A 19,237-nucleotide genomic window follows, 5' to 3' on the forward strand; every position below is an offset into this window, starting at 1 on the left:
ATGTCACCTCCGGTTGAATCAGATGTTTGCTCTGATTTCTGATGAGTCACTCTTTTCTTATGGAACTGCCTGATGCCGCCTGGTAACGCCATGGCGTTCGCCGCTGGCATGAACGCCATGTAAAACAATGGCCGCGCGCGCCGTCCCCAAGCGGGCGCGCGGCAGGGTTCTAGTCCTTATGTACTAAGCCTTGCGTAGCAAGTATCCTGCCATGCTCTTGCGCCGCATAATGCAAAGGGCCTCCTGTGAATGGGGCGAAACCTGTGCCGAAAACAACACCCGCGTCGGCAAGATCGGCGTCGGCCACCACCCCGCTATCCACCTGTTCCCGGGTTTTCTCGATGAGCGGGGTGAGCAGCCTCTGCGCCAGGCCGGCGGGAATGGGACCTGCGCCCTGCTTGACCGGCTTGTCGTTCTTCCAGGGGTAGAAGCCCTGGCCGGACTTGCGCCCGAGTTGCTTGCGCGCCAGGCGCGTTTCCAGGCAGGCGGGCATGCTGGCGGCGCCTGAAAGCTGCCGTCCGGCGTCGCGGGCGATGTCCAGGCCGACCGTGTCGATGAGCTCTATCGGACCCATTGGCATGCCGAAGGCCAGCATGGCGGCATCGATGGTCTCGGGCTTGATGCCTTCGTCGACACAGCGCATGGCTTCCAGCATATAAGGTGCAAGCACGGCGTTGACCAGAAAGCCGGGCGTGCTTTGCACCGGCAAGGGCAGCTTGTCGATCTGGCCCACGAAGGCATAGGCGGCGGCTTTTACGCCGGGATCCATTTCGGCCGTTTCGACCACTTCAACCAGAGGCATCCTGGCGACGGGATTGAAGAAATGCAGACCTATCAGCCGTTGCGGCGCTTGCAGGCCGGCGCGCAGGGTTTCCAGCGACAGGCTGGAGGTATTGGTGGCGAGGATGGCGCCGGGCTTGAGCAGCGGTTCTATCTGGGCGTACAGGCGGCGCTTGATATCCGCGTCCTCGGTAATGGCTTCGATCACCAGGTCGGCGCGGCGGATGCCGTCGCCTTTCGGATCGGGCAGCAGGCGGTCGGCGGCGGCGCGCGCTTCCCGCGGGTCGCGCTTTTTCCGCGCAAACAGGGCGCTGGCCCGGCCCTGGGCCGCGGCGATCCGGCCGCGGTCCTGGTCCTGCAAGGTGACGGTCAGGCCTTTCAAGGCGCACCACGCGGCAATGTCGCCGCCCATGACCCCGGCCCCTATCACATGCACGTGCCCCGAGTGGCAAGCGTGGGGGCCTTTTTTCCCGTAGCCTTTCAGGCGCTCTTGCAAGCGGAACACGCGCAGCAGATTGCGCGCGGTGTCGGAACGGATCAACTGGTCGACCAGCCCGGGCGCCTCAAGGGCATTGCCCTTGTGCCGGGCCCAGATCTGCAGGATGGCCCGCGGCGCGGGATAATGATGCTGCGGGTCCCGCGCGTCGAGTTTCCTGGCTGTGCGCCGGGCCACCAGGGGGCGGGCCCAAGGGTGGTTGAGCCACCTGCCCAGGCCTTGCGCCTTGCGCCGCGGCTTGCCGCCGAGCACCAGCATTTTGGCGGCCTGATGCATGAGCCGGGGCGCCACCATGCCATCGGCCAGGCCCAGCCTGGCCGCCTTGCGGGCGTCCTGCGCCCGCCCGGTCAGCATCATGTCCAGCGCCGCCGGCGCTCCTATGAGTTCCGGCAGGCGCCGCATGCCGCCCCAGCCGGGGAAAATCCCCAGCATGACTTCCGGCAAAGCCAGGGACGTGCCGGCTTGATCGACGACCAGGCGGTATCGGCACGCCAGCGCCAGCTCCAGGCCGCCGCCCAGGCAATGGCCGCGTATCAGCGCCAGCGTGGGGTAGGGTGTCTTGGCCAGGCGGTCGAACAAGGTCCAGCCGCGCGCGACCAGTTCCCTGCCTTTTTCGGGAGTGTCCAGCCCGGCGAATTCATCGATATTGGCGCCCGCTATGAAGCCGGCGTCTTTGGTGGAATGAATCACCAGGCCGGCGGGCAGCGCCTGCTCGAAATAGTCCAGCGCCCGGCTGAATTCGTCCAGCACTTCCGCGGACAGGCGGTTTACGGGGCTATCGAGGCAGTCCATGGCCAGCCATGCCACGCTATCGGCGTCGACCCGGCAGCTGAAATTGCGCAGGCCCAGTGATTCGAAATTGCTAGTCATGGTCAGGCCTCATCGCAGGTTTCTATCAGCATGGCGCCGCCTTGGCCGCCGCCTATGCATATGGCGGCAATGCCGCGCTTGAGGCGCCGGGCGCGCAGCGCGTTGAGCAAATGCAGCACGATCCGAGCGCCTGAAGCGCCTACCGGATGCCCCAGGGCGATGGCGCCGCCGTCCACATTCAGCCGCTGCGGGTCGAGCGCGCCCAGCGCGCCGCGGCCCAAGTGTTCCTGGCACCACGCCTCATCGTTCCAGGCCGCCATGCAGCCCAGCACCTGGGCCGCGAAGGCCTCGTTGATTTCCCACAAATCCAGGTCATTCAGAGCCAATCGATGGCGGTCGAGGATGGGGGTGGCGGCGTGCACGGGGCCCAGCCCCATCACCGCCGGGTCCAGGCCGGCCCATTGGGCATCCATGATCCTGCCCAGCGGCTGGAGCCGGAAGCGCTCGACCGCGGCTTGCGAGGCCAGCAGCAGCAAGGCTGCGCCATCGGTCACCTGCGAGCTGTTGCCCGCGGTGATATTGCCCCACGGCTTGTCGAACACCGGTTTCAGCTTGGCCAATCTGGCGGGCGTGGAATCTTCGCGTATGCCATCGTCCTCGGCGTACAGCGCGCCTTTCTGGTCGACCAGGGGAACGATCTCCTGGAACGCCCCGGCGCGCTGGGCGGCCAGCGCGCGCTGATGGCTCTGGGCGGCATAGTGGTCCATGTCCTGGCGGCTCAGGTGGAAGCGATGCGCCAGGTTTTCGGCGGTCTGCCCCATGGACAGCCCTATGACCGGATCGGTCAGGCCTTTCAACAGGCCGATTACCGGCGCCAGATACTTGGGGCGCAATGTCTTGAGGGTGGCCAGTTTCTGGCCCAGGCTGCGGCTTTTGCCCCACGCCGCCAGCCAGTTGACCATCTCGTCGGTAAACAATATGGGCGCGCGCGAGAGCGCGTCGACGCCGCCCGCCAGCACCAGGTCGCTGCGCCCGGTCTGGATGGACATCAGCCCCGAATCCAGGGCCTGCATGCCGGAAGCGCAATTGCGCATAACGGTCCAGCCGGGCACCTTGTGGCCGCAGCCCAGGCGCAGGGCAATCACCCGGCCGATATTGGTTTCGTCGGGCGAGGGGGCGGCGCAGCCGACAATGACCTCGTCGAGGTCGGCCGGATCGAACGGCTGGCGCAGCAGCAGTTCGCGCCCGGCCTGGACGGCCAGGTCGGATGCGGCGAAAGGGCCGGGGGCGCTGCGCGCTTTCAGGAACGGGCTGCGCGCCCCGTCTACGATGTATACCGGTTCGAAAGCCATCAGCGCCATCCTCATGCAACTTTACGTTCTGGCGCGGGAGCTTGCCCGCTCGCGCCGCGCAGATCAAAGGGGAAGTCGTCCACCGCGATGACGCGGTCGCGCAGCGCATTGCGCTGCCGCACGATTTCGTATTCGGCCTCGCTGATTCCGCCCGCCGCGTATACGGCCTGGGCGATATCCCGCACATTGGCGGCGGGATTGTCGGCCAGCCGGCCGCTCTTTTCGAATTGGCGTATCTTGGCGTCTATGGCTTCGGTGCCCAGGCTGGCGGCAAATGCCGCCTCGATGGCGCCCACGGGCTCCATCGCGTCTTTCGGCACATAGCAGTCGTGGGTCAGCCTGTCGCGAGCGGCGCCCGGCCGGATCAGTATGCGCGCCACGGCCTGGCCGAGCTTGTCGGTGGGTTGCGCACAAGGATGTCCGAACGGAAAGACCAGGACCCGCAAGCCGCGCGCAATGGCCCGGTTGGGGAAATTGGCGAGCACGCCGTCGAAGGCCGCCTGCAGCCGGTGCATTGCGTCCTGTATGGCCCAATGCGCCAGCGGGGCGTCGGCGGCCTGCCGGCCGTCATCCTCGTAGCGCTTGAGCGTGGCCGATATCAAATACATTTGCGACAGGATGTCGCCCAGCCGGGCCGACAGGCGCTCGCGCATTTTCAAAGAGCCGCCCAGCACCAGCATGGCGGTGTCGGCGAAGACGGCGAACGCGCTGGAAAAGCGGCTGAGCTGGCGATAGTAGCGGGCCATTTCCGGCGCCACATCGGTATCGATCTTCACAAAGCGCGCACCCGTGAGGCCATGGCCCAGGGAGCGCCATACATTGCCGAGGGTGTAGCGCACATGCCCCCAGAAAGCCTGGTCGAAATCGCGCAGGCCCTGCTCGGGATCGGGATGCCGCGCCGCATGCATTTCCGCCAGCACAAAAGGGTGGCAGCGTATGGCGCCCTGGCCGAAGATGATCAGGCTGCGCGTGAGGATATTGGCGCCTTCCACGGTGATGCCCACGGGGATCTGCTGGTAGGCGCGGCCTAGGAAATTTTGCGGCCCCAGGCAGATGCCCTTGCCGCCGATGATGTCCATGCCGTCGTTGACCACGCTGCGGCCACGCTCGGTGAGGTGGTATTTCACGATGGCGGAAACCACCGAGGGCTTTTCGCCGAGGTCGACCGCGATGGCGGTCATGCTGCGCGCGGCGTCGATCAGGTAGGTGTTGCCGCCTATGCGCGCCAGCGCTTCCTCGATGCCTTCGAACTTGCCGATGGGGGTGCGGAACTGATTGCGCACCAGGCAATAGGCGCCCACTGCCCGGGCGGTCATCTTGGCCATGCCGGTAAACGAGGACGGCAGGGAAATCGAGCGGCCGGCCGCCAGGCATTCCATCAGCATGCGCCAGCCCTGTCCGGCCATGGCGGCGCCGCCTATGATGAATTCGAGCGGCATGAAGACGTCGGCGCCGCGGGTCGGGCCGTTCATGAACATGGCGTCTAGCGGGAAATGGCGGCGGCCTGTTTCGACGCCTGGGTGGGTGGCCGGCACCAGCGCGCAGGTGATGCCGAGGTCTTTTTTATCGCCGAGCAGGCCGTCCGGATCGTACAGCCGGAATGCCAGGCCCAGCAGCGTGCATACGGGCGCGAGGGTGATATAGCGCTTGTCCCAGGTAACCCGCATGCCCAGCACTTCGCGCCCCTGCCATTCGCCCTTGCAGACAATGCCGCTGTCCGGGATGGCGGCGGCGTCGGATCCCGCCCAGGGGCTGGTCAGCGCGAAGGCGGGGATTTCTTCGCCGGTGGCCAGGCGCGGCAGATAATGGTTCTTCTGTTCGTCCGTGCCGTAGTGCAGGAGCAGTTCGGCGGGACCCAGGGAATTGGGCACCATGACGGTGACCGACAGCGCCGAATTGCGGGTCGACAGCTTGGTGACCACCTGCGAGTGCGCCAGCGCCGAAAAGCCGCGGCCGCCATATTCCTTGGGAATGATCAGGCTGAGAAAGCGGTTTTCCTTGATGTATTGCCATACTTCCTGGGGCATGTCGCGCAATTCCTGCGTTACCTGCCAGTCATCTATCATGGCGCACGCTGTCTCGACCTCATTGTCCAGGAAGTCGCGTTCTTCCTGCGTGAGCGCGGGTTTGGGAATGGCGTGCAGCCTGGACCATTGCGGCTTGCCGCGGAACAGCTCGCTTTCCCACCAGACGGTGCCCGCCTCGAGCGCGTCGCGCTCCGTGTCGGACATCTGCGGAAGAATGCTGCGATACAGCGCAAACATGCGCCTCGACAGTATTGCGTAGCGCAAGGGCCGCAAGCCCAGGACGATGAATGCCGCGATGACGATGCCCGCCAGGATGATCAGAAAAGTGCTCATGAGGGGTTCCTGTTTGCCGGCGCCTTCGCGGCGCCGTATTCATGCCTGCCATGAGGCAAAGGCGCTGTCGCGCCGGGCAGGGGCGCGCGCAGCCCGCCCAGCAGGAAGCTCATGAGCCGGGCAAGCAGTTTCTGGGCGCCGTCGCCATCGCCGGGTTCGGGCTCGGGCCAGCCCATGGCCAGGCGCAGCACTTCGGTGCCGGAAATGGCGTAAGAGGTGGCGCCGAGCATGAAATGGAAGCGCCAGACGATCTCCTCTTCGGGCACGTCGGGCAGCGATTTCAGCAAGGCATGCTTGAAACGTTCGATGACGCCGGTATGTTCGTCCACGAACATGCTGCGTATGAAGCCGCCGGGGTCGGACATGCTGCGTTCCAGCAGCGGCACGAAGGCCTTTTCGCCAGGGCTGGCGCCGCTGGCATGGCGAACCAGCGGGCCGAAGAAGGCCTCGACGATGAGCGAGGGCTTGAGCGGCTGGCCCTGGGCTTCGTTTTCCAGTTCGTCCAGCAGCGCGAGCCGTTCCTGGTTCAAGGCGGTCAGCCGGCGCTCGAAGACAGCATGCACCAAGCCGTCTTTGGAGCCGAAGTGGTAATTCACCGCGGACAGGTTCACGCCCGCGGCAGCGGTGATCTGGCGCATGGAGGTGTTGTCGTGCCCTTGCTGCGCGAAGAGCTGTTCGGCGGCATCAAGGATGGTGTTGCGGGTGGATGAGCGAGAGAGAGTCATAGGGCCTAGTTCAAACGTTTGTTTGAAATATAGGCTTTATGGCGGGAAAGAGAAAGCTAGTATTTACACGTAGGCCACGGGAATGGCAGCCCGGCCCTGTCTTGCCGACGCCGATATGGCGTCGGCAAGACAGGGCCGGCAGGACGGAGCCGCCGCCCGGGCTAAGACAAGGCTGGCCCCGCGCCGGCGGGTCATGGGCTTACCCCGCCGGCCAGCGCCCTGGGGAAGTGCTGTCGGCCATTCCTAGAAGTAATAGGAAACGCCGATATAGACGGCGGGAATGAATTTGTATTTTTCCACCTTGTCGCGGAATTCGTCGAATTGTTCGTTGACGGCCTGATCGACGCGCTGAGGGTCGGACAGGCGGGCGGCATCATAGGTCGGGCCCGAAATCGCATACGATGTCCTGGGCTTGTTGGCGTAGTACACGCCCAGGTCGGCGACAAAGCCCCAAGTGTTCGCTTTTTGCTGCGCTACATTCAGCCCGTAGCCGATACCGATGTAGGGGGTCAGGGACCGGTATTTGGCTTTGGTGGTGTAGGAATCGCCCTCGCCCAATTGAAGCGTCGTGCCGTTCAGCTTGACGGCGTTGGCTTTTCCGCTCAATTCGGTATCGCGCCAAGCCAGTCCGCCGGTGAGGCGAAAACCGTTATCGACCGGAAACCAGTCCAGATAGAGGCTGGCATTGTCGTTTTTCAGCTTGCCGGAGTAGTCGATGGCGCCGGCGCTGAAATCGCGGTTGATCGAGCCGATGGTGGTGAAATCCGCGCGCAGGGTGAACGACCTGTTCAAGCCATAGGCATAGCCCAGCCCGGCGCCCAGAAACCCGGCCTTGGCATAAACGCCATGGCGGGAGTCCCGATCGGCGGCGGATGCGTCCAGGGATTGGGACAGGGCGGGGGCGCACAGCAGCGTGAACAGGGCGCCCGCGCAAAATGATTTGGATTTGAAAGACATGATCGTGGGAAGATTTTGAAAAAACAGAAGGAGCGCGAAGCTTAGATGGATTGAACGCCGTTCAATCCGTCGAATAAGGGGGGAAGTGCGCGATTCCAACATTTCCGGCCTGCGCCAGTCCGGCTGCTTGATATTATTCATCGTAGGCTGGATCAGCGCCGACGGCGCGTGATCCAGCGTGGCTGCGTGGCGAAAAACTAGATATGGGTGACGAACTTGGTGACCAGGTAGCCGTCGAAGGTTTCCGAGCCGCCTTCGCTGCCGATGCCGCTGTCCTTGACGCCGCCGAAGGGGGTTTCGGGCAGGGCGCTGCCGAAGTGATTGATGTTCACCATGCCCGCTTCGATATTGTTGGACGCCCTGGTGGCGGTTTGCAGCGAATTGGTGAACACATACGAGGACAGGCCGAAGGGCAGGGAGTTGGCGCGCCTGATGACATCGTCGGTATCCGAGAATCGCGCAATGGGGGCGATGGGGCCGAAGGGCTCCTCGGTCATGAGCATGGAGTGCTCGGGCAGGTCGGTGACGACGGTGGGGGAAAAGAAGTGGCCGGCGCGATCCAGCGGTTCGCCGCCCAGTATTACCTTGCCGCCGAGCTCGCGTGCGTTTTGCATGAATTTGGTCATGGTGGGAACGCGCCGCGCATGCGCCAGGGGACCCATCTGTGTTTCGGGATCCAGGCCGTCGCCGACTTTTACGGTTTTGAGAGTATCGACAAAGCCTTCCAGGAACTGGTCGTAGACTTTTTCGTGGACATAGAAGCGGGTGGGCGATACGCAGACCTGGCCGGCATTGCGCACTTTGAATCGCGCCAGCTGCTTGGCGGCGCGGTCGACGTCGGCGTCGTCAAAGACGATGACCGGCGAGTGCCCGCCCAATTCCATGGTGACGCGCTTCATGTGCGCGCCGGCCAGCGAGGCAATGTGCTTGCCTACGGGCACCGAGCCCGTGAAGGACACCTTGCGCACGATGGGCGAGCGGATGAGGTAGTCGGACACTTCGCTGGGCACGCCCCATACTATATTGAGCACTCCGGGGGGCAGGCCGGCGTCGTGGAAAAGGCGGGCGATGGCCATGACGGCACTGGGGGAGTCCTCGGGGCCTTTCAGGATAATGGTGCAGCCGGCGCCGATGGCGGCGCAGACTTTGCGTATGGCCTGGTTGTAGGGGAAGTTCCAGGGCGTGAACGCGGCGCATACGCCTATGGGCTCGCGCAATACCATCTGGCGGACTTCCGGGCTGCGGGGGGTGATGACGCGGCCGTATATGCGGCGGCATTCTTCGGCATGCCAGTCGGCATGATCGGAGCACGACATGATTTCGCCTACCGATTCAGCCAGCGGCTTGCCTTGGTCCAGCGTCATGTTGCGGCCGATTTCCTGGGCGCGGTCGCGTGAAAGCTGGCCCACCTTGCGCAGGATTTCCGAGCGCTGCATGGGCGAGCTGTGGCGCCAGGTTTCGAAGGCTCGCGCGGCCGCGGCCAGGGCGCGGTCCAGATCCGCGGTGGTGGCGTGGGGCAAATGGCCCAGCACGTCCAGCGTCGAGGGATTGCTGACTTCTTCCGTCTTGCGGCCTTCGCCGCTTATGAATTCGCCGTCTATATATAGTGCTAGTGTCTCGTACATATCGTGCTTTTTCTCTTTCGTCGGGAGGGGAATGGGGTCGTCGCGCCGATGGCGGCGCAGGCTAAGGACTTTATAGCATGCCTGCCGCCGTCGCCGCGAGCTTGCGTTCATGCAACGATGGGCGGCGTCCATTTCCGGATCCGCCCGGGCCGAATGGCCTAGTCATTTCGGCGGACTGTATCGTTTTTAACGAACTTTACAATTGTTGATATTAATCAGTTCACCCTATTTACGTTTATATGTAGTCATGCCAGTAAATTACAGATACAATCCGCTTTCAGATTGAAAGCCCCTGCTTCCTTCCCTCAAAAGGCGCGGCATTTGGCGGCCCCCCAACGGGGAACACGGGCGGCTTCATTCTTCCAGACGCAAGGTTATGCTCCAAGAATACGGGCCAGAAACCCGTAGCTCCGCCTTGCCACGTAGCGAGCTTATCGCGTGAATCCCCGTTATTGGTATGTTTCTCCTCCGCAGGAGTCTTGCGGACGAGCATACGATTCATACAGCACCGTTCCAAACCGGCCATTTTCTTCCCACGAGTCCTATCGGACACGACCGCGATGCGCGGGCTCAACCGCCCGGCGTACTTGCTTCAGGCGTGTTCGACGGCTCGGCGCAGCCGTGGACGCTCGGGCAGGGTGAGCTTCGTTTCCATGCTTTCCGCATGAATAAAAACTTGAATTGATTTAGGAGAAGTTCTTGTGCATTTGCGTAAAACTCTGAACGTAGCCGCGCTCGCGGCTACCGCAACGTTTGTCAATGTGGCGTGGGCGCAGTCCAGCAGTCTGGAGCAGTCGGTGGAAAAAACCGTGCTGAGCAATCCGGAGGTGCGTGCCCGCTTCCAGGATTTTCAATCGACCCTAGAAGGCCAGAATGTGGTCAACGGGGGCTTGCTGCCTCAGGTCACAGCCCAGGGGTGGACGGGGCGCGAATGGCGCGGCAGCACGTCGGAAGATGAATCGGCGCACTGGGGACGCAGCGGCTATAGCCTGCAATTGCGCCAGCTTTTATTCGATGGCTTCTCCACCATCAACAACGTGAAGCAGCTGGGCTTCGAAAAGCTGTCCGGCTACTATGAACTGCTGGCGACGGTCGACAACCTGGCCATCGAAGCGGCCAATGCCCACCTCGACGTGCAGCGCTACCGCGAAATGGAACACCTGGCGCGCGACAACTTTGGCGTGCACGAAACGACATTGAAGCAGTTGCGCGAACGCCAGGAATCCGGCGTCGGGCGGGGCGTCGATCTGGAACAGGCCAACGGCCGGCTGGCCCTGGCGCAATCCAATTTGATGACCGAGAGCAACAACCTCAACGATGTGAACCAGCGCTATCGGCGTGTCGTGGGCGAGTATCCGCCTGCGACCTTGCTGGACGCGCCCGATGTATCGGGATTCCTGCCCAAGGATCCCAAGGATTTCATGGGCTCGTTGCGCGGCAACCCTTCGATTCTGGCCAAGCAGGCCCTGGTGCAGGCCGCCCAGGCCGGCGTGTCGTCCGCCAAAGGCCGGCACGCTCCCACGCTGGAACTCCAGGCCGCCACCGGCAAAGACCGCGCCCAGCCCGGCACGCCTTACCGCGACGCGCAAAGCTCCAATGTGCAATTGGTGCTGTCCTACAACCTGTTCCGCGGCGGCGCCGACCAGGCCCGCGTGCGCCAGACCACCGCGCAATCCTATGCCGCTCGCGACGTGCGCGACTACACCTGCCGCAACGTCCAGCAAGACCTGTCCGTCGCCTGGAACAATATCATCAAGCTGCGCGAACAGCTGCCCTTCCTGCGCGAGCATGAAATGGCCACCGCCAAAGTCCGCACGGCCTATATGCAGCAATTCCAGATCGGGCAGCGCTCGCTGCTGGACTTGCTGGATACCGAAAACGAATTGTTCGATTCGCGCCGCGCGCTCGCCAATGCGGTATTCGACCTGAAAAAGGCCGAATACCGGTGGCTGGCCCTGTCGCACCAGGTCCTGCCCGCGATCGCGATTTCCCAGCCCTATAACGATGCGCCCGAAGAAGCCGCCGGCCTGGATTTTCCCGAGGAAAGCCTGACCGCCTGCCTGACGCCCGCGCCCGACACCAGCAATCTCAAGCCGGTGGCCCTGGAATACCGCAACGGCATGCTGCCTCCCGTGATCAAGACCACGGTGCCGGGCAACAGGCAGATCCAGTGAGCCAGGCGTATTGAACCGGGCTTGTCTACTTGAAGGAGCCTTATTTGGAACAGGATAAGCCGCGGAAGTCCGATCTTTCAGTGCTGGATGCCGGATTCATCCGGGTGCTGGAAGATCTGATCGATGCTTTGTTGGCCAATGGCACCTTGCGGCTTACCGACTTGCCGCCCGAGGCCCTGGAAAAGCTCAACCAGCGCAAACACACCCGCCAGCGCCTGCGCGATTCGCTCGATTTGATAGATGACGAGGACAGTCTGCTGTGATGGATGCCGTAGCCGCTAGAGCCGAACAGGTGCCGCCCCACCTGACGCATGATGATCCTCTGCTGGGATGTCTGGTCGAATTGAGCCGCATGCACGGCAACCCTTGTTCGGCCCAGGCGCTGTCTGGCGGCTTGCCGCTGGTCGACGATAAACTGACCCTGGCGCTGCTGCCCCGCGCGGCGGCGCGCGCGCATTGTTCGGCGCGGCTGTTGCGCCGCCAGCTGGACAATCTCCCGGCGGTGCTGCTGCCCGCCATCCTGGTATTGCGGGGCCAGCGCGCCTGCCTGCTGCTCGAAGCGCGGGCGGATTCCTACCTGGTGCAGTATCCGGAATCCGGCAGTCCGGTCGAGGTCGCCGCCGACGCGCTGCGCGCCGACTACACCGGCCTGGCCTACTTCATCAAGCCCTTGTTCCGCTTCGAAGCGCGGGCGCGCGACGCGACCAGGCCGCGCAGCAAGCACTGGTTCTGGGCCGTCGTGTTCGAGAACTGGCGCCTGTATCGCGACGCCATCATCGCCGCGGTGCTGATCAATATCTTCGCGCTGGTGATGCCCCTGTACACCATGAATGTGTACGACCGGGTGGTGCCCAATAACGCCATCGAAACCCTCTGGGTGCTTACCATAGGCATTGCGCTGACCATGGTGTTCAACCTGGTCCTGACTTCCGTGCGCGCCTACGTCGTGGATACCGCGAGCAAGCGGGTCGACGTCAAGCTGTCGGCGCAGATCATGGAGCGCGTGCTGGACCTGCGCATGGAAAGCCGGCCGGTGTCCGTCGGTTCCTTCGCATCCAATCTGCGCTCTTTCGAGTCGGTGCGCGATTTCATCGCGTCGGCCAGCCTGACGACGCTGGTCGATCTTCCATTCGTGCTGCTGTTCCTGGCGATAATGGCCTGGATATCGCCCTGGATGATCATTCCTCCGGCCGTCGCCATTGTGGTGGTGCTGGTCGTGTCCTTTGTCGCCCAGGCGCGCATGGGGCGCCTGGTCGTTGAATCCTTCCAGGCCAGCGCCCAGCGCAATGCGGGCCTGGTCGAATCCCTGGCGGGCCTCGAAACCCTGAAAACGCTCAATGCGCAGGGGACTGCCCAGCGCAAGTGGGAAAGCTCCACTGAATTCCTGGCCCGCATCGGCGCGAGAATCAAGCTGATCTCGTCGGTAACCGTGGCCTTCGTGCAAACCACCCAGCAACTGGTCACCATCAGCGTCATTGTCATCGGCACTTTCCTGATCCAGGACACGCAGCTGTCGCTGGGCGGCATCATTGCCTCGTCCATGATAGCGGGCCGCTGCCTGGCGCCGCTGGGCCAGGTCGCGGGATTGATGATGCAATATCAGAATGCGCGCATCTCGCTCAACTCCATCGACGGCTACATGAAAATGGCGGTCGAGCGGCCGGCGGAAAAGAACTTCGTGCCGCGTCCTTTTCTGGAAGGCTCCATCGAGTTTCGCGATCTCAGCTTCACCTACCCCGGCAGCACCCAGCCCTCGCTGGACAAGATCAACCTGAAATTCAAGGCCGGCGAAAAGGTGGGGATCATCGGGCGCATAGGGTCGGGCAAGACCACCCTGGAAAAACTGGTGCTGGGGCTGTACGAGCCCACCGCCGGCGCCGTGCTGATCGATGGCATCGACATCAAGCAGATCGACCCCGCCGACCTGCGCCGCGCCATCGGCTATGTGCCGCAGGACCCGGTGCTGTTCTACGGCAGCCTGAAATACAACCTGATGATGGGCGCCCCATTCGCCGACGACAGCCAGATGCTGGACGTCGCGCGCATCGCCGGCATAGAGGACTTTGCCGCCCGCCACCCGGAAGGCTACGACATGATGATAGGCGAGCGCGGCGATTCGCTGTCCGGCGGCCAGCGCCAGTCCGTGGCGGTGGCTCGCGCGCTGATCAACGACCCGCCCATATTGCTGCTGGACGAACCCAGCAGCAATATGGACAACCAGAGCGAGGCGGCGCTCAAGCGCCGCCTGAAGGACGCCTCGGCGGGCAAGACCATGGTGCTGGTCACCCATCGCACCGCCCTGCTGGAACTGGTCGACCGCCTGATCGTGATCGATAACGGCAGGGTCATGGCCGATGGCCCCAAAGACCAGGTCGTCGAGGCCTTGCGCAATGGCCAGATCGGCCGAGCCAAGGGGGCGGCATGATGTCGGGCGAATTGAGCAACGCCATGGTTTCCAGCCAAAGCGAAACGGCCGGGCGCGACGCCCACCAGGCCATAGACCTGCAGTACGCCCGGGGCTCGCGGCTATTGCTGTGGGTGGCGCTGCTGGCGGTGATCGCGCTGATGGGCTGGGCGTCATGGGGCAGCATAGACGAAGTGGTGCGCGGCGAAGGCAAGGTGGTGCCCTCGCGCCAGGTGCAGATCATACAAAGCCTGGACGGCGGCATAGTCGAACAAATCCTGGTCAGGCCGGGCCAGTCGGTCGAGGTCGGCGAGGTTCTGTTGCGCATCGACCCGACCCGCTATTCCTCGTCGCTGGGCGAGAACCATGCGGAATTCATGGCGCTGACAGCCAAAGCGGCGCGGCTCGAAGCGCTGGCCAGCGGCGAGCTGTTCAAAGCTCCCGAGGAGGTGGTGGCGGAATCCCCGCAAATCGTCGAAATGGAACGCCGCGTATGGGAAACCCGCACCCAGGAACTGAACGCCGCGGTCAAGCAGGCCCAGGACCAGCGCAACCAGCGCCAGCAGGAATTGCGCGAAACCCAGGCCAACCGCGACCAGGCCTCGTCCAGCTGCGGGCTGACCTCGCAGGAACTGCAGCTGACCCGCCCGCTGCTGAAAAGCGGCGCGGTGTCCGAAGTGGATCTGCTGCGCCTGCAGCGCGACGTGGGCCGCTATTGCGGCGAAGCCAAGGCGGCGGGGGCGCAGCTCGATCGCATACGCGCAGCCATACAGGAAGCCGACAGCAAGATAGAAGAGGCGGAACTGACCATACGCAACCAGGCGCGCGTGGAATTGTCGGAAGTGCGCTCCAAGCTGTCCACCCTGCGCCAGGGGCAATTGGCCCTAGCCGACCGGGTCAAGCTGGCCGACGTGCGCTCGCCGGTGCGCGGCACCGTAAAGACCCTGATGGCCAATACCGTGGGCGGAGTGGTGCAGCCTGGCAAAGACATACTGGAAATCGTGCCGACCGATGATTCCTTGCTGCTGGAAGTGCGCATCAACCCGCGCGATATCGGTTTCCTGTACCCGGGCCAGAAAGCCGAAGTCAAGTTCACCGCCTACGATTTCGCCATCTACGGCGGCCTGGCCGGCAAGGTCGAGCAAATTGGGGCCGACACGATTACCGATGAAAAAGGCAATTCGTTCTACGTCGTCAAAGTAAGGACCGAACGCGCTTATGTCGGGGACGACGCCCGGCCCATCCTTCCCGGCATGGTATCCGAAGTGCATATATTGACCGGGAAACGTACGGTAATGCAGTACTTGCTGAAGCCGGTGTTACGAGCGAAATCCAACGCATTTACTGAACGCTGACGGGGTAGAGGGAAGATATGCAAGCAGGTTCTGTATTGTTGATGACTCACGATGATTCCTTATGGCAGCACTGGCGCCAGTTGGACCAGGCCGCGTGGCTGCCCGCCCGCGGCCAGACCCTGCAGGACCTGTCGCGCTGGCGCGAACAGGGCCGCTCCCTGGTCGTGATTGACGCCGGCATGCCTCGCCTGCCCGCCTGGAACGACGCTTCGTGGTCCGACTATATGCGCGACCTGAAAGTGGTGGTCGCCAGCATGCGCACCAGCGATGAAGAGGGCAAGCAGGCCCTCGCCGCCGGCGCCAGCGGCTACATACACGCCTACAGCCCGGCCCAGAGCCTCAATACCATCCTGCAAAGCGTGGTCGCGGGCAATGTCTGGCTCGGCTCCACCCTGCTGGCGCGCCTGCTGCGTGAAATCGACCAGCGCATGCCCCGGCAGGGCAACTGGGACGCGGGGCTGACCAATCGCGAAAAAGAAGTCGCCCAACGCGCCGCCATCGGCCACAGCAACCAGGCCATCGCCGACTCCCTGAACATCAGCGAACGCACCGTGCGCGCGCATTTGTCCGCGGTATTCGAAAAGCTGGGCGTCAACGACCGCCTGCTGCTGGCCCTGAAGGTGCATGGCATCAACTGACGGTGAAGTGCTTTAGGTCGGGGAACGCTTCATATAAGAAGAGCTGTTACTGCGATCCGTTATTCGCGTCGCCGCGTATGCTAGCCAGTTGGCTCAACAATTCATGCAAGGCTGTTTGTACTGTATCCCAGACGACGTCAAGGTTGATGTCGAAGTATCCGTGCGCAATGCGGTTGCGCATTCCACGCATGCTTCGCCATGGCACCTCACCATGCTGTTCGGCAAAGTCGGGATGACGCTCCACTACCTTGGCTGCTGCTTCGCCGATGATGATAAGGCTCATGACCACGGCCTGCTGGGTGCGCTTGTCAGCAAGAAAAGCCTCTTTGCTCAAGCCTTTGATGAAGCCGCAGGCATCCATCGCGGCCTGCTGCATATGATCCAGGTAGTCGGACAGGCGGCTTTCATTCATACCGGCCGAGCCTCTGAAAGAACTCGGGCGCGGAATTTCGGCGGTAAATCGGAAGGCGTCAACAGATCCACACGGACGCCAAGCAGGTCTTCAAGTTCGACTTGTAAGCCGCCAAGATCGAACAACGTTGCCCCGGGAAGCGCGTCTACCAAGAGATCAAGATCGCTACCGTCATCGTCAGTGCCGTGCAGGACCGATCCGAAGACACGGGGATTGGCCGTGTGAAAACGGCGAGCGGCCTCGCGCACGGCGCGCCGCTTGAGATCGAGCGCAATAGATGGTTTCACAGGCGACCCTCACGACATAATCCGTTTCCATAGTAGCAGACCACCGGAGATGTCCGGACCATAATCCGCTTCCTCCGCTGCGCCTTACCTTGCTGACTATTAACAATAGTAAATAAACGCACAAAATCCTTCATACCTGTCGTCGCCGCCAATAGCCCGGTCCGCGAATGTTACTTAAGATTCGTCTAACTTTTTAATAATGCGTCGTTTTGTTACTCAAGCCGGACGCCGCAAACTTATCCAATATCCTCTCCGGGAGCTACACCGAACATGGCTGCTACTACTTCTCTCGTTACCCAAATCACTGGTCAAGCCTGGGTCCGCGGCGCGGATGGTTCCCTGACGCCTCTGCATCAAGGCATGCGCGTGCCGGTCGACGCCGACATTGTCACGGCCACGGGCGCCAGCGTCCAGTTGCAAGCCGACGGCGTCCCCCCGCTGACCATAGGCGAGAACCGCGATGTCCAGCTCAGCGCCGATACCGTCCAGCCCGATGTCGACCCCTCCACGGCAGCCGTGGCCCCGCCCGCCGATCCCGATGTGGCCCAGGTCCTGGCCGCGCTGAACGCCGGCGACGATCCCTTGGCTGAACTCGATCCCACCGCCGCTGTCCTGCAGGGCGGCGCCGGCGGTGACGGCGGCAGCAGCTTCACGCGCCTGGTCAGCATCGTCGAAACCACCAATCCGCTGGGCTTGGAGTACCCGCGTCCGGGAACGCCGGCGGTGGAAGATGTGCGCCTGGCCGGCACGGGTGGCGGCGAGTCCGACCAATTGCCCGCCCCCACGCTGGCGATCGCCGACGGCAACGGCATCGAGGCGGGGCAGCTTACGATAGCCGAGGATGCGTCGGAATCGGCTCCGGGCAGCTTCACCATCAGCGCGCCCGCGGGCCTGGCCTTCGTGACGATAGGCGACACCACCCTTAGCGCGGCCCAACTCGGCAACGTAGGCAATGCGCCAGTCACCATACAGACCGCCAACGGTCAAATCACGCTTACCGGTTTCGATGCCGCAACCGGCACGGTCACCTATGAATACACCGTCGGCGGCGCGCAGGATCACTCCGCGGGCGATGATACGGTCGTGGATACCGTGGCCATTACCGTTACCGACAGCACCGGCCGCCAAGTGACCGACAACCTTGGCGTTCATATTACGGATACCAATCCCATGGCCGCGAGCGAAGACGGCGGCCAGCTCGTCGAGGACAGCCAGCAGGCGGGCGAGATTTCCGGCAATGTACTGGATAACGACACCGTCTTTGATGGCCCGGGTTCAGTCAGCTGGAACAACCCGGTCAATGCCGAGGTTTTGAGCCGGCTTGAACAATTCGGCACCATCACCTTGGGCGCCGATGGGAAATGGACATTCACGCTGGACAACAGCAAGCCAGCCGTGCAGGCGCTTGCCGAAGGTCAGGAAGTTGATTTCGAGATTTCCTATACCGTAACCGACAGCGATGGCGACACGGCCAGCGCGACGCTGACTTTCAAGGTTGTCGGGACCAACGATGCGCCGACCATTACCTCTGCCGACCAGGCCGCTACGGTGACTGAGCTGGTTGATCTGGTTGATGGCGAGAACACAACGGTGCATGAAGCGGGCGGCGCGGTAACGTTTGCCGACGTGGACCTGACCGACACCCACACGGCAACGGTTGCCGCCAGGGCCGAAGGCTACGTGGGTACGCTGACGCTGGGCGCGGTGGACCAGGCCGGCAACAGCGTGGGCTGGACCTTCCAGGTCTCCGACGGCGTGCTCGATTCCCTGGCCGAGGGCCAGACGCTGACTCAATCCTACGATGTGACGATTGCCGATGGCAATGGCGGCAGCGCTACGCAGACCGTGACGATCACGATCGTGGGTACGAATGATGCGCCGACCATTACCTCTGCTGACCAGGCCGCTACGGTGACTGAGCTGGGTGATCTGGTCGATGGCGAGAACACAACGGTGCATGAAGCGGGTGGCGCGGTAACGTTTGCCGACGTGGACCTGACCGACACCCATACGGCAACGGTTGCCGCCAGGGCCGAAGGCTACGTGGGTACGCTGACGCTGGGCGCGGTGGACCAGACCGGCAACAGCGTGGGCTGGACCTTCCAGGTCTCCGACGGCGTGCTCGATTCCCTGGCCGAGGGCCAGACGCTGACTCAGTCCTACGATGTGACGATTACCGATGGCAATGGCGGCAACGCCACGCAGACCGTGACAGTTACGATCGTGGGTACGAATGATGTGCCTACGATTACCTCCACAACTCAGTCCGCCACCATTACCGAAGTCGCCGATAACGCAGTCGGCGAGAACACGACGGTGCATGAAGCGGGCGGCGCGGTGACGTTTGCCGACGTGGACCTGGCCGACACCCATACGGCGACGGCAAGCGCCAAGGGCGAAGACTACGTGGGTACGCTGACGCTGGGCGCGGTGGATCAGGCCGGCAACAGCGTGGGCTGGACCTTCCAGGTCGCCGACGGCGCGCTCGATTCCCTGGCCGAGGGCCAGACGCTGACCCAGTCCTACGATGTGACGATTGCTGACGGCAATGGCGGCAGCGCCACGCAGACCGTGACGATCACGATCGTGGGTACCAACGATGCGCCGACCATCACCTTCGCTAACGACGGCACGGTTGCGGTTTCCGAAGAAGGTTTGAACCGCTACCTGTTACGCCCCGATGGTATTCCCGATGGCGCACCGGATTCCGACACGACCAACTCCACCAAGGCCAGCGGCGCTTTCCAGGTCAACGATGTGGATCATAGCTCCGTGCTGGCGGTAAAGCTGGGTATTCCGGTCGATGCATTGACGTCTGACGGCAAGCCAGTCACCTGGACCTTGTCGCAAGACGGAAAAACA

The 19,237-nt window shown here is 63.0% G+C and carries 14 protein-coding genes; 6 read left to right on the forward strand and 8 right to left on the reverse strand.

Features of this window, described 5'->3' with window-relative positions; genetic code table 11:
* Positions 1 to 169: 169 nt before the first annotated feature.
* The 6 genes from BUB23_RS25445 to BUB23_RS25470 all read right to left on the reverse strand — a co-directional run bounded on the left by BUB23_RS25445 (position 170) and on the right by BUB23_RS25470 (position 9,105).
* Positions 170 to 2,146, reverse strand: a complete 1,977-nt coding sequence (locus BUB23_RS25445; protein ID WP_073110006.1) for a 3-hydroxyacyl-CoA dehydrogenase NAD-binding domain-containing protein — start codon at positions 2,144 to 2,146, stop codon at positions 170 to 172.
* A 2-nt stretch (positions 2,147 to 2,148) separates the two neighbouring features.
* Entirely contained in the window at positions 2,149 to 3,438 is a 1,290-nt protein-coding gene (locus BUB23_RS25450; RefSeq protein ID WP_073110047.1) for an acetyl-CoA C-acetyltransferase, read from the reverse strand.
* Positions 3,439 to 3,449: 11 nt separating this feature from the next.
* Positions 3,450 to 5,798, reverse strand: a complete 2,349-nt coding sequence (locus BUB23_RS25455; RefSeq protein ID WP_073110008.1) for an acyl-CoA dehydrogenase — start codon at positions 5,796 to 5,798, stop codon at positions 3,450 to 3,452.
* Positions 5,795 to 6,523 carry a TetR/AcrR family transcriptional regulator gene (locus BUB23_RS25460; RefSeq protein ID WP_073110011.1) on the reverse strand — a complete coding sequence of 243 codons (729 nt, stop codon included), beginning with the start codon at positions 6,521 to 6,523 and terminating at the stop codon, positions 5,795 to 5,797. The genes BUB23_RS25455 and BUB23_RS25460 overlap by 4 nt, the downstream gene beginning before the upstream one ends.
* A gap of 243 nt (positions 6,524 to 6,766) precedes the next feature.
* Positions 6,767 to 7,480: a hypothetical protein gene (locus BUB23_RS25465; RefSeq protein ID WP_073110013.1), complete on the reverse strand. Its 714-nt coding sequence runs from the start codon at positions 7,478 to 7,480 to the stop codon at positions 6,767 to 6,769.
* A 197-nt stretch (positions 7,481 to 7,677) separates the two neighbouring features.
* Complete coding sequence (locus BUB23_RS25470) at positions 7,678 to 9,105, reverse strand: NAD-dependent succinate-semialdehyde dehydrogenase (protein ID WP_073110016.1); 1,428 nt, start codon at positions 9,103 to 9,105, stop codon at positions 7,678 to 7,680.
* A gap of 701 nt (positions 9,106 to 9,806) precedes the next feature.
* Here BUB23_RS25470 and BUB23_RS25475 point away from each other — a divergent pair.
* The 5 genes from BUB23_RS25475 to BUB23_RS25495 are packed head-to-tail and all read left to right on the forward strand — an operon-like array spanning position 9,807 to position 15,676.
* Positions 9,807 to 11,279, forward strand: coding sequence for a TolC family outer membrane protein (locus BUB23_RS25475; RefSeq protein ID WP_084136259.1), 1,473 nt, complete (start codon positions 9,807 to 9,809; stop codon positions 11,277 to 11,279).
* 44 nt (positions 11,280 to 11,323) lie between these two features.
* A complete protein-coding gene (locus tag BUB23_RS25480; RefSeq protein ID WP_073110050.1) occupies positions 11,324 to 11,542 on the forward strand; it encodes a hypothetical protein in 219 nt (72 codons plus the stop codon).
* Positions 11,542 to 13,704 carry a type I secretion system permease/ATPase gene (locus BUB23_RS25485; RefSeq protein ID WP_073110020.1) on the forward strand — a complete coding sequence of 721 codons (2,163 nt, stop codon included), beginning with the start codon at positions 11,542 to 11,544 and terminating at the stop codon, positions 13,702 to 13,704. Before BUB23_RS25480 ends, BUB23_RS25485 begins: the two co-directional genes overlap by 1 nt.
* Before the next feature lie 23 nt (positions 13,705 to 13,727).
* The gene (locus tag BUB23_RS25490) at positions 13,728 to 15,038 is read left to right on the forward strand and encodes an HlyD family type I secretion periplasmic adaptor subunit (RefSeq protein ID WP_245801391.1); all 1,311 of its coding nucleotides are present in this window, start codon (positions 13,728 to 13,730) and stop codon (positions 15,036 to 15,038) included.
* A 17-nt stretch (positions 15,039 to 15,055) separates the two neighbouring features.
* A complete protein-coding gene (locus tag BUB23_RS25495; RefSeq protein WP_073110023.1) occupies positions 15,056 to 15,676 on the forward strand; it encodes a helix-turn-helix transcriptional regulator in 621 nt (206 codons plus the stop codon).
* Between the two features lie 46 nt (positions 15,677 to 15,722).
* Here BUB23_RS25495 and BUB23_RS25500 read toward each other — a convergent pair whose 3' ends face one another.
* Complete coding sequence (locus BUB23_RS25500; RefSeq protein WP_073110026.1) at positions 15,723 to 16,088, reverse strand: HepT-like ribonuclease domain-containing protein; 366 nt, start codon at positions 16,086 to 16,088, stop codon at positions 15,723 to 15,725.
* A complete protein-coding gene (locus BUB23_RS25505) occupies positions 16,085 to 16,375 on the reverse strand; it encodes a nucleotidyltransferase family protein (RefSeq protein ID WP_073110029.1) in 291 nt (96 codons plus the stop codon). Before BUB23_RS25505 ends, BUB23_RS25500 begins: the two co-directional genes overlap by 4 nt.
* Positions 16,376 to 16,645: 270 nt before the next feature.
* On the opposite strand from BUB23_RS25505, the gene BUB23_RS27125 reads away from it, so the two are divergent.
* On the forward strand, positions 16,646 to 19,237 hold a 2,592-nt coding region (locus BUB23_RS27125), incomplete at its 3' end, for a retention module-containing protein (protein WP_084136261.1).

It is taken from the genome of Pollutimonas bauzanensis (assembly GCF_900129885.1).
Lineage (GTDB): Bacteria > Pseudomonadota > Gammaproteobacteria > Burkholderiales > Burkholderiaceae_B > Pollutimonas > Pollutimonas bauzanensis.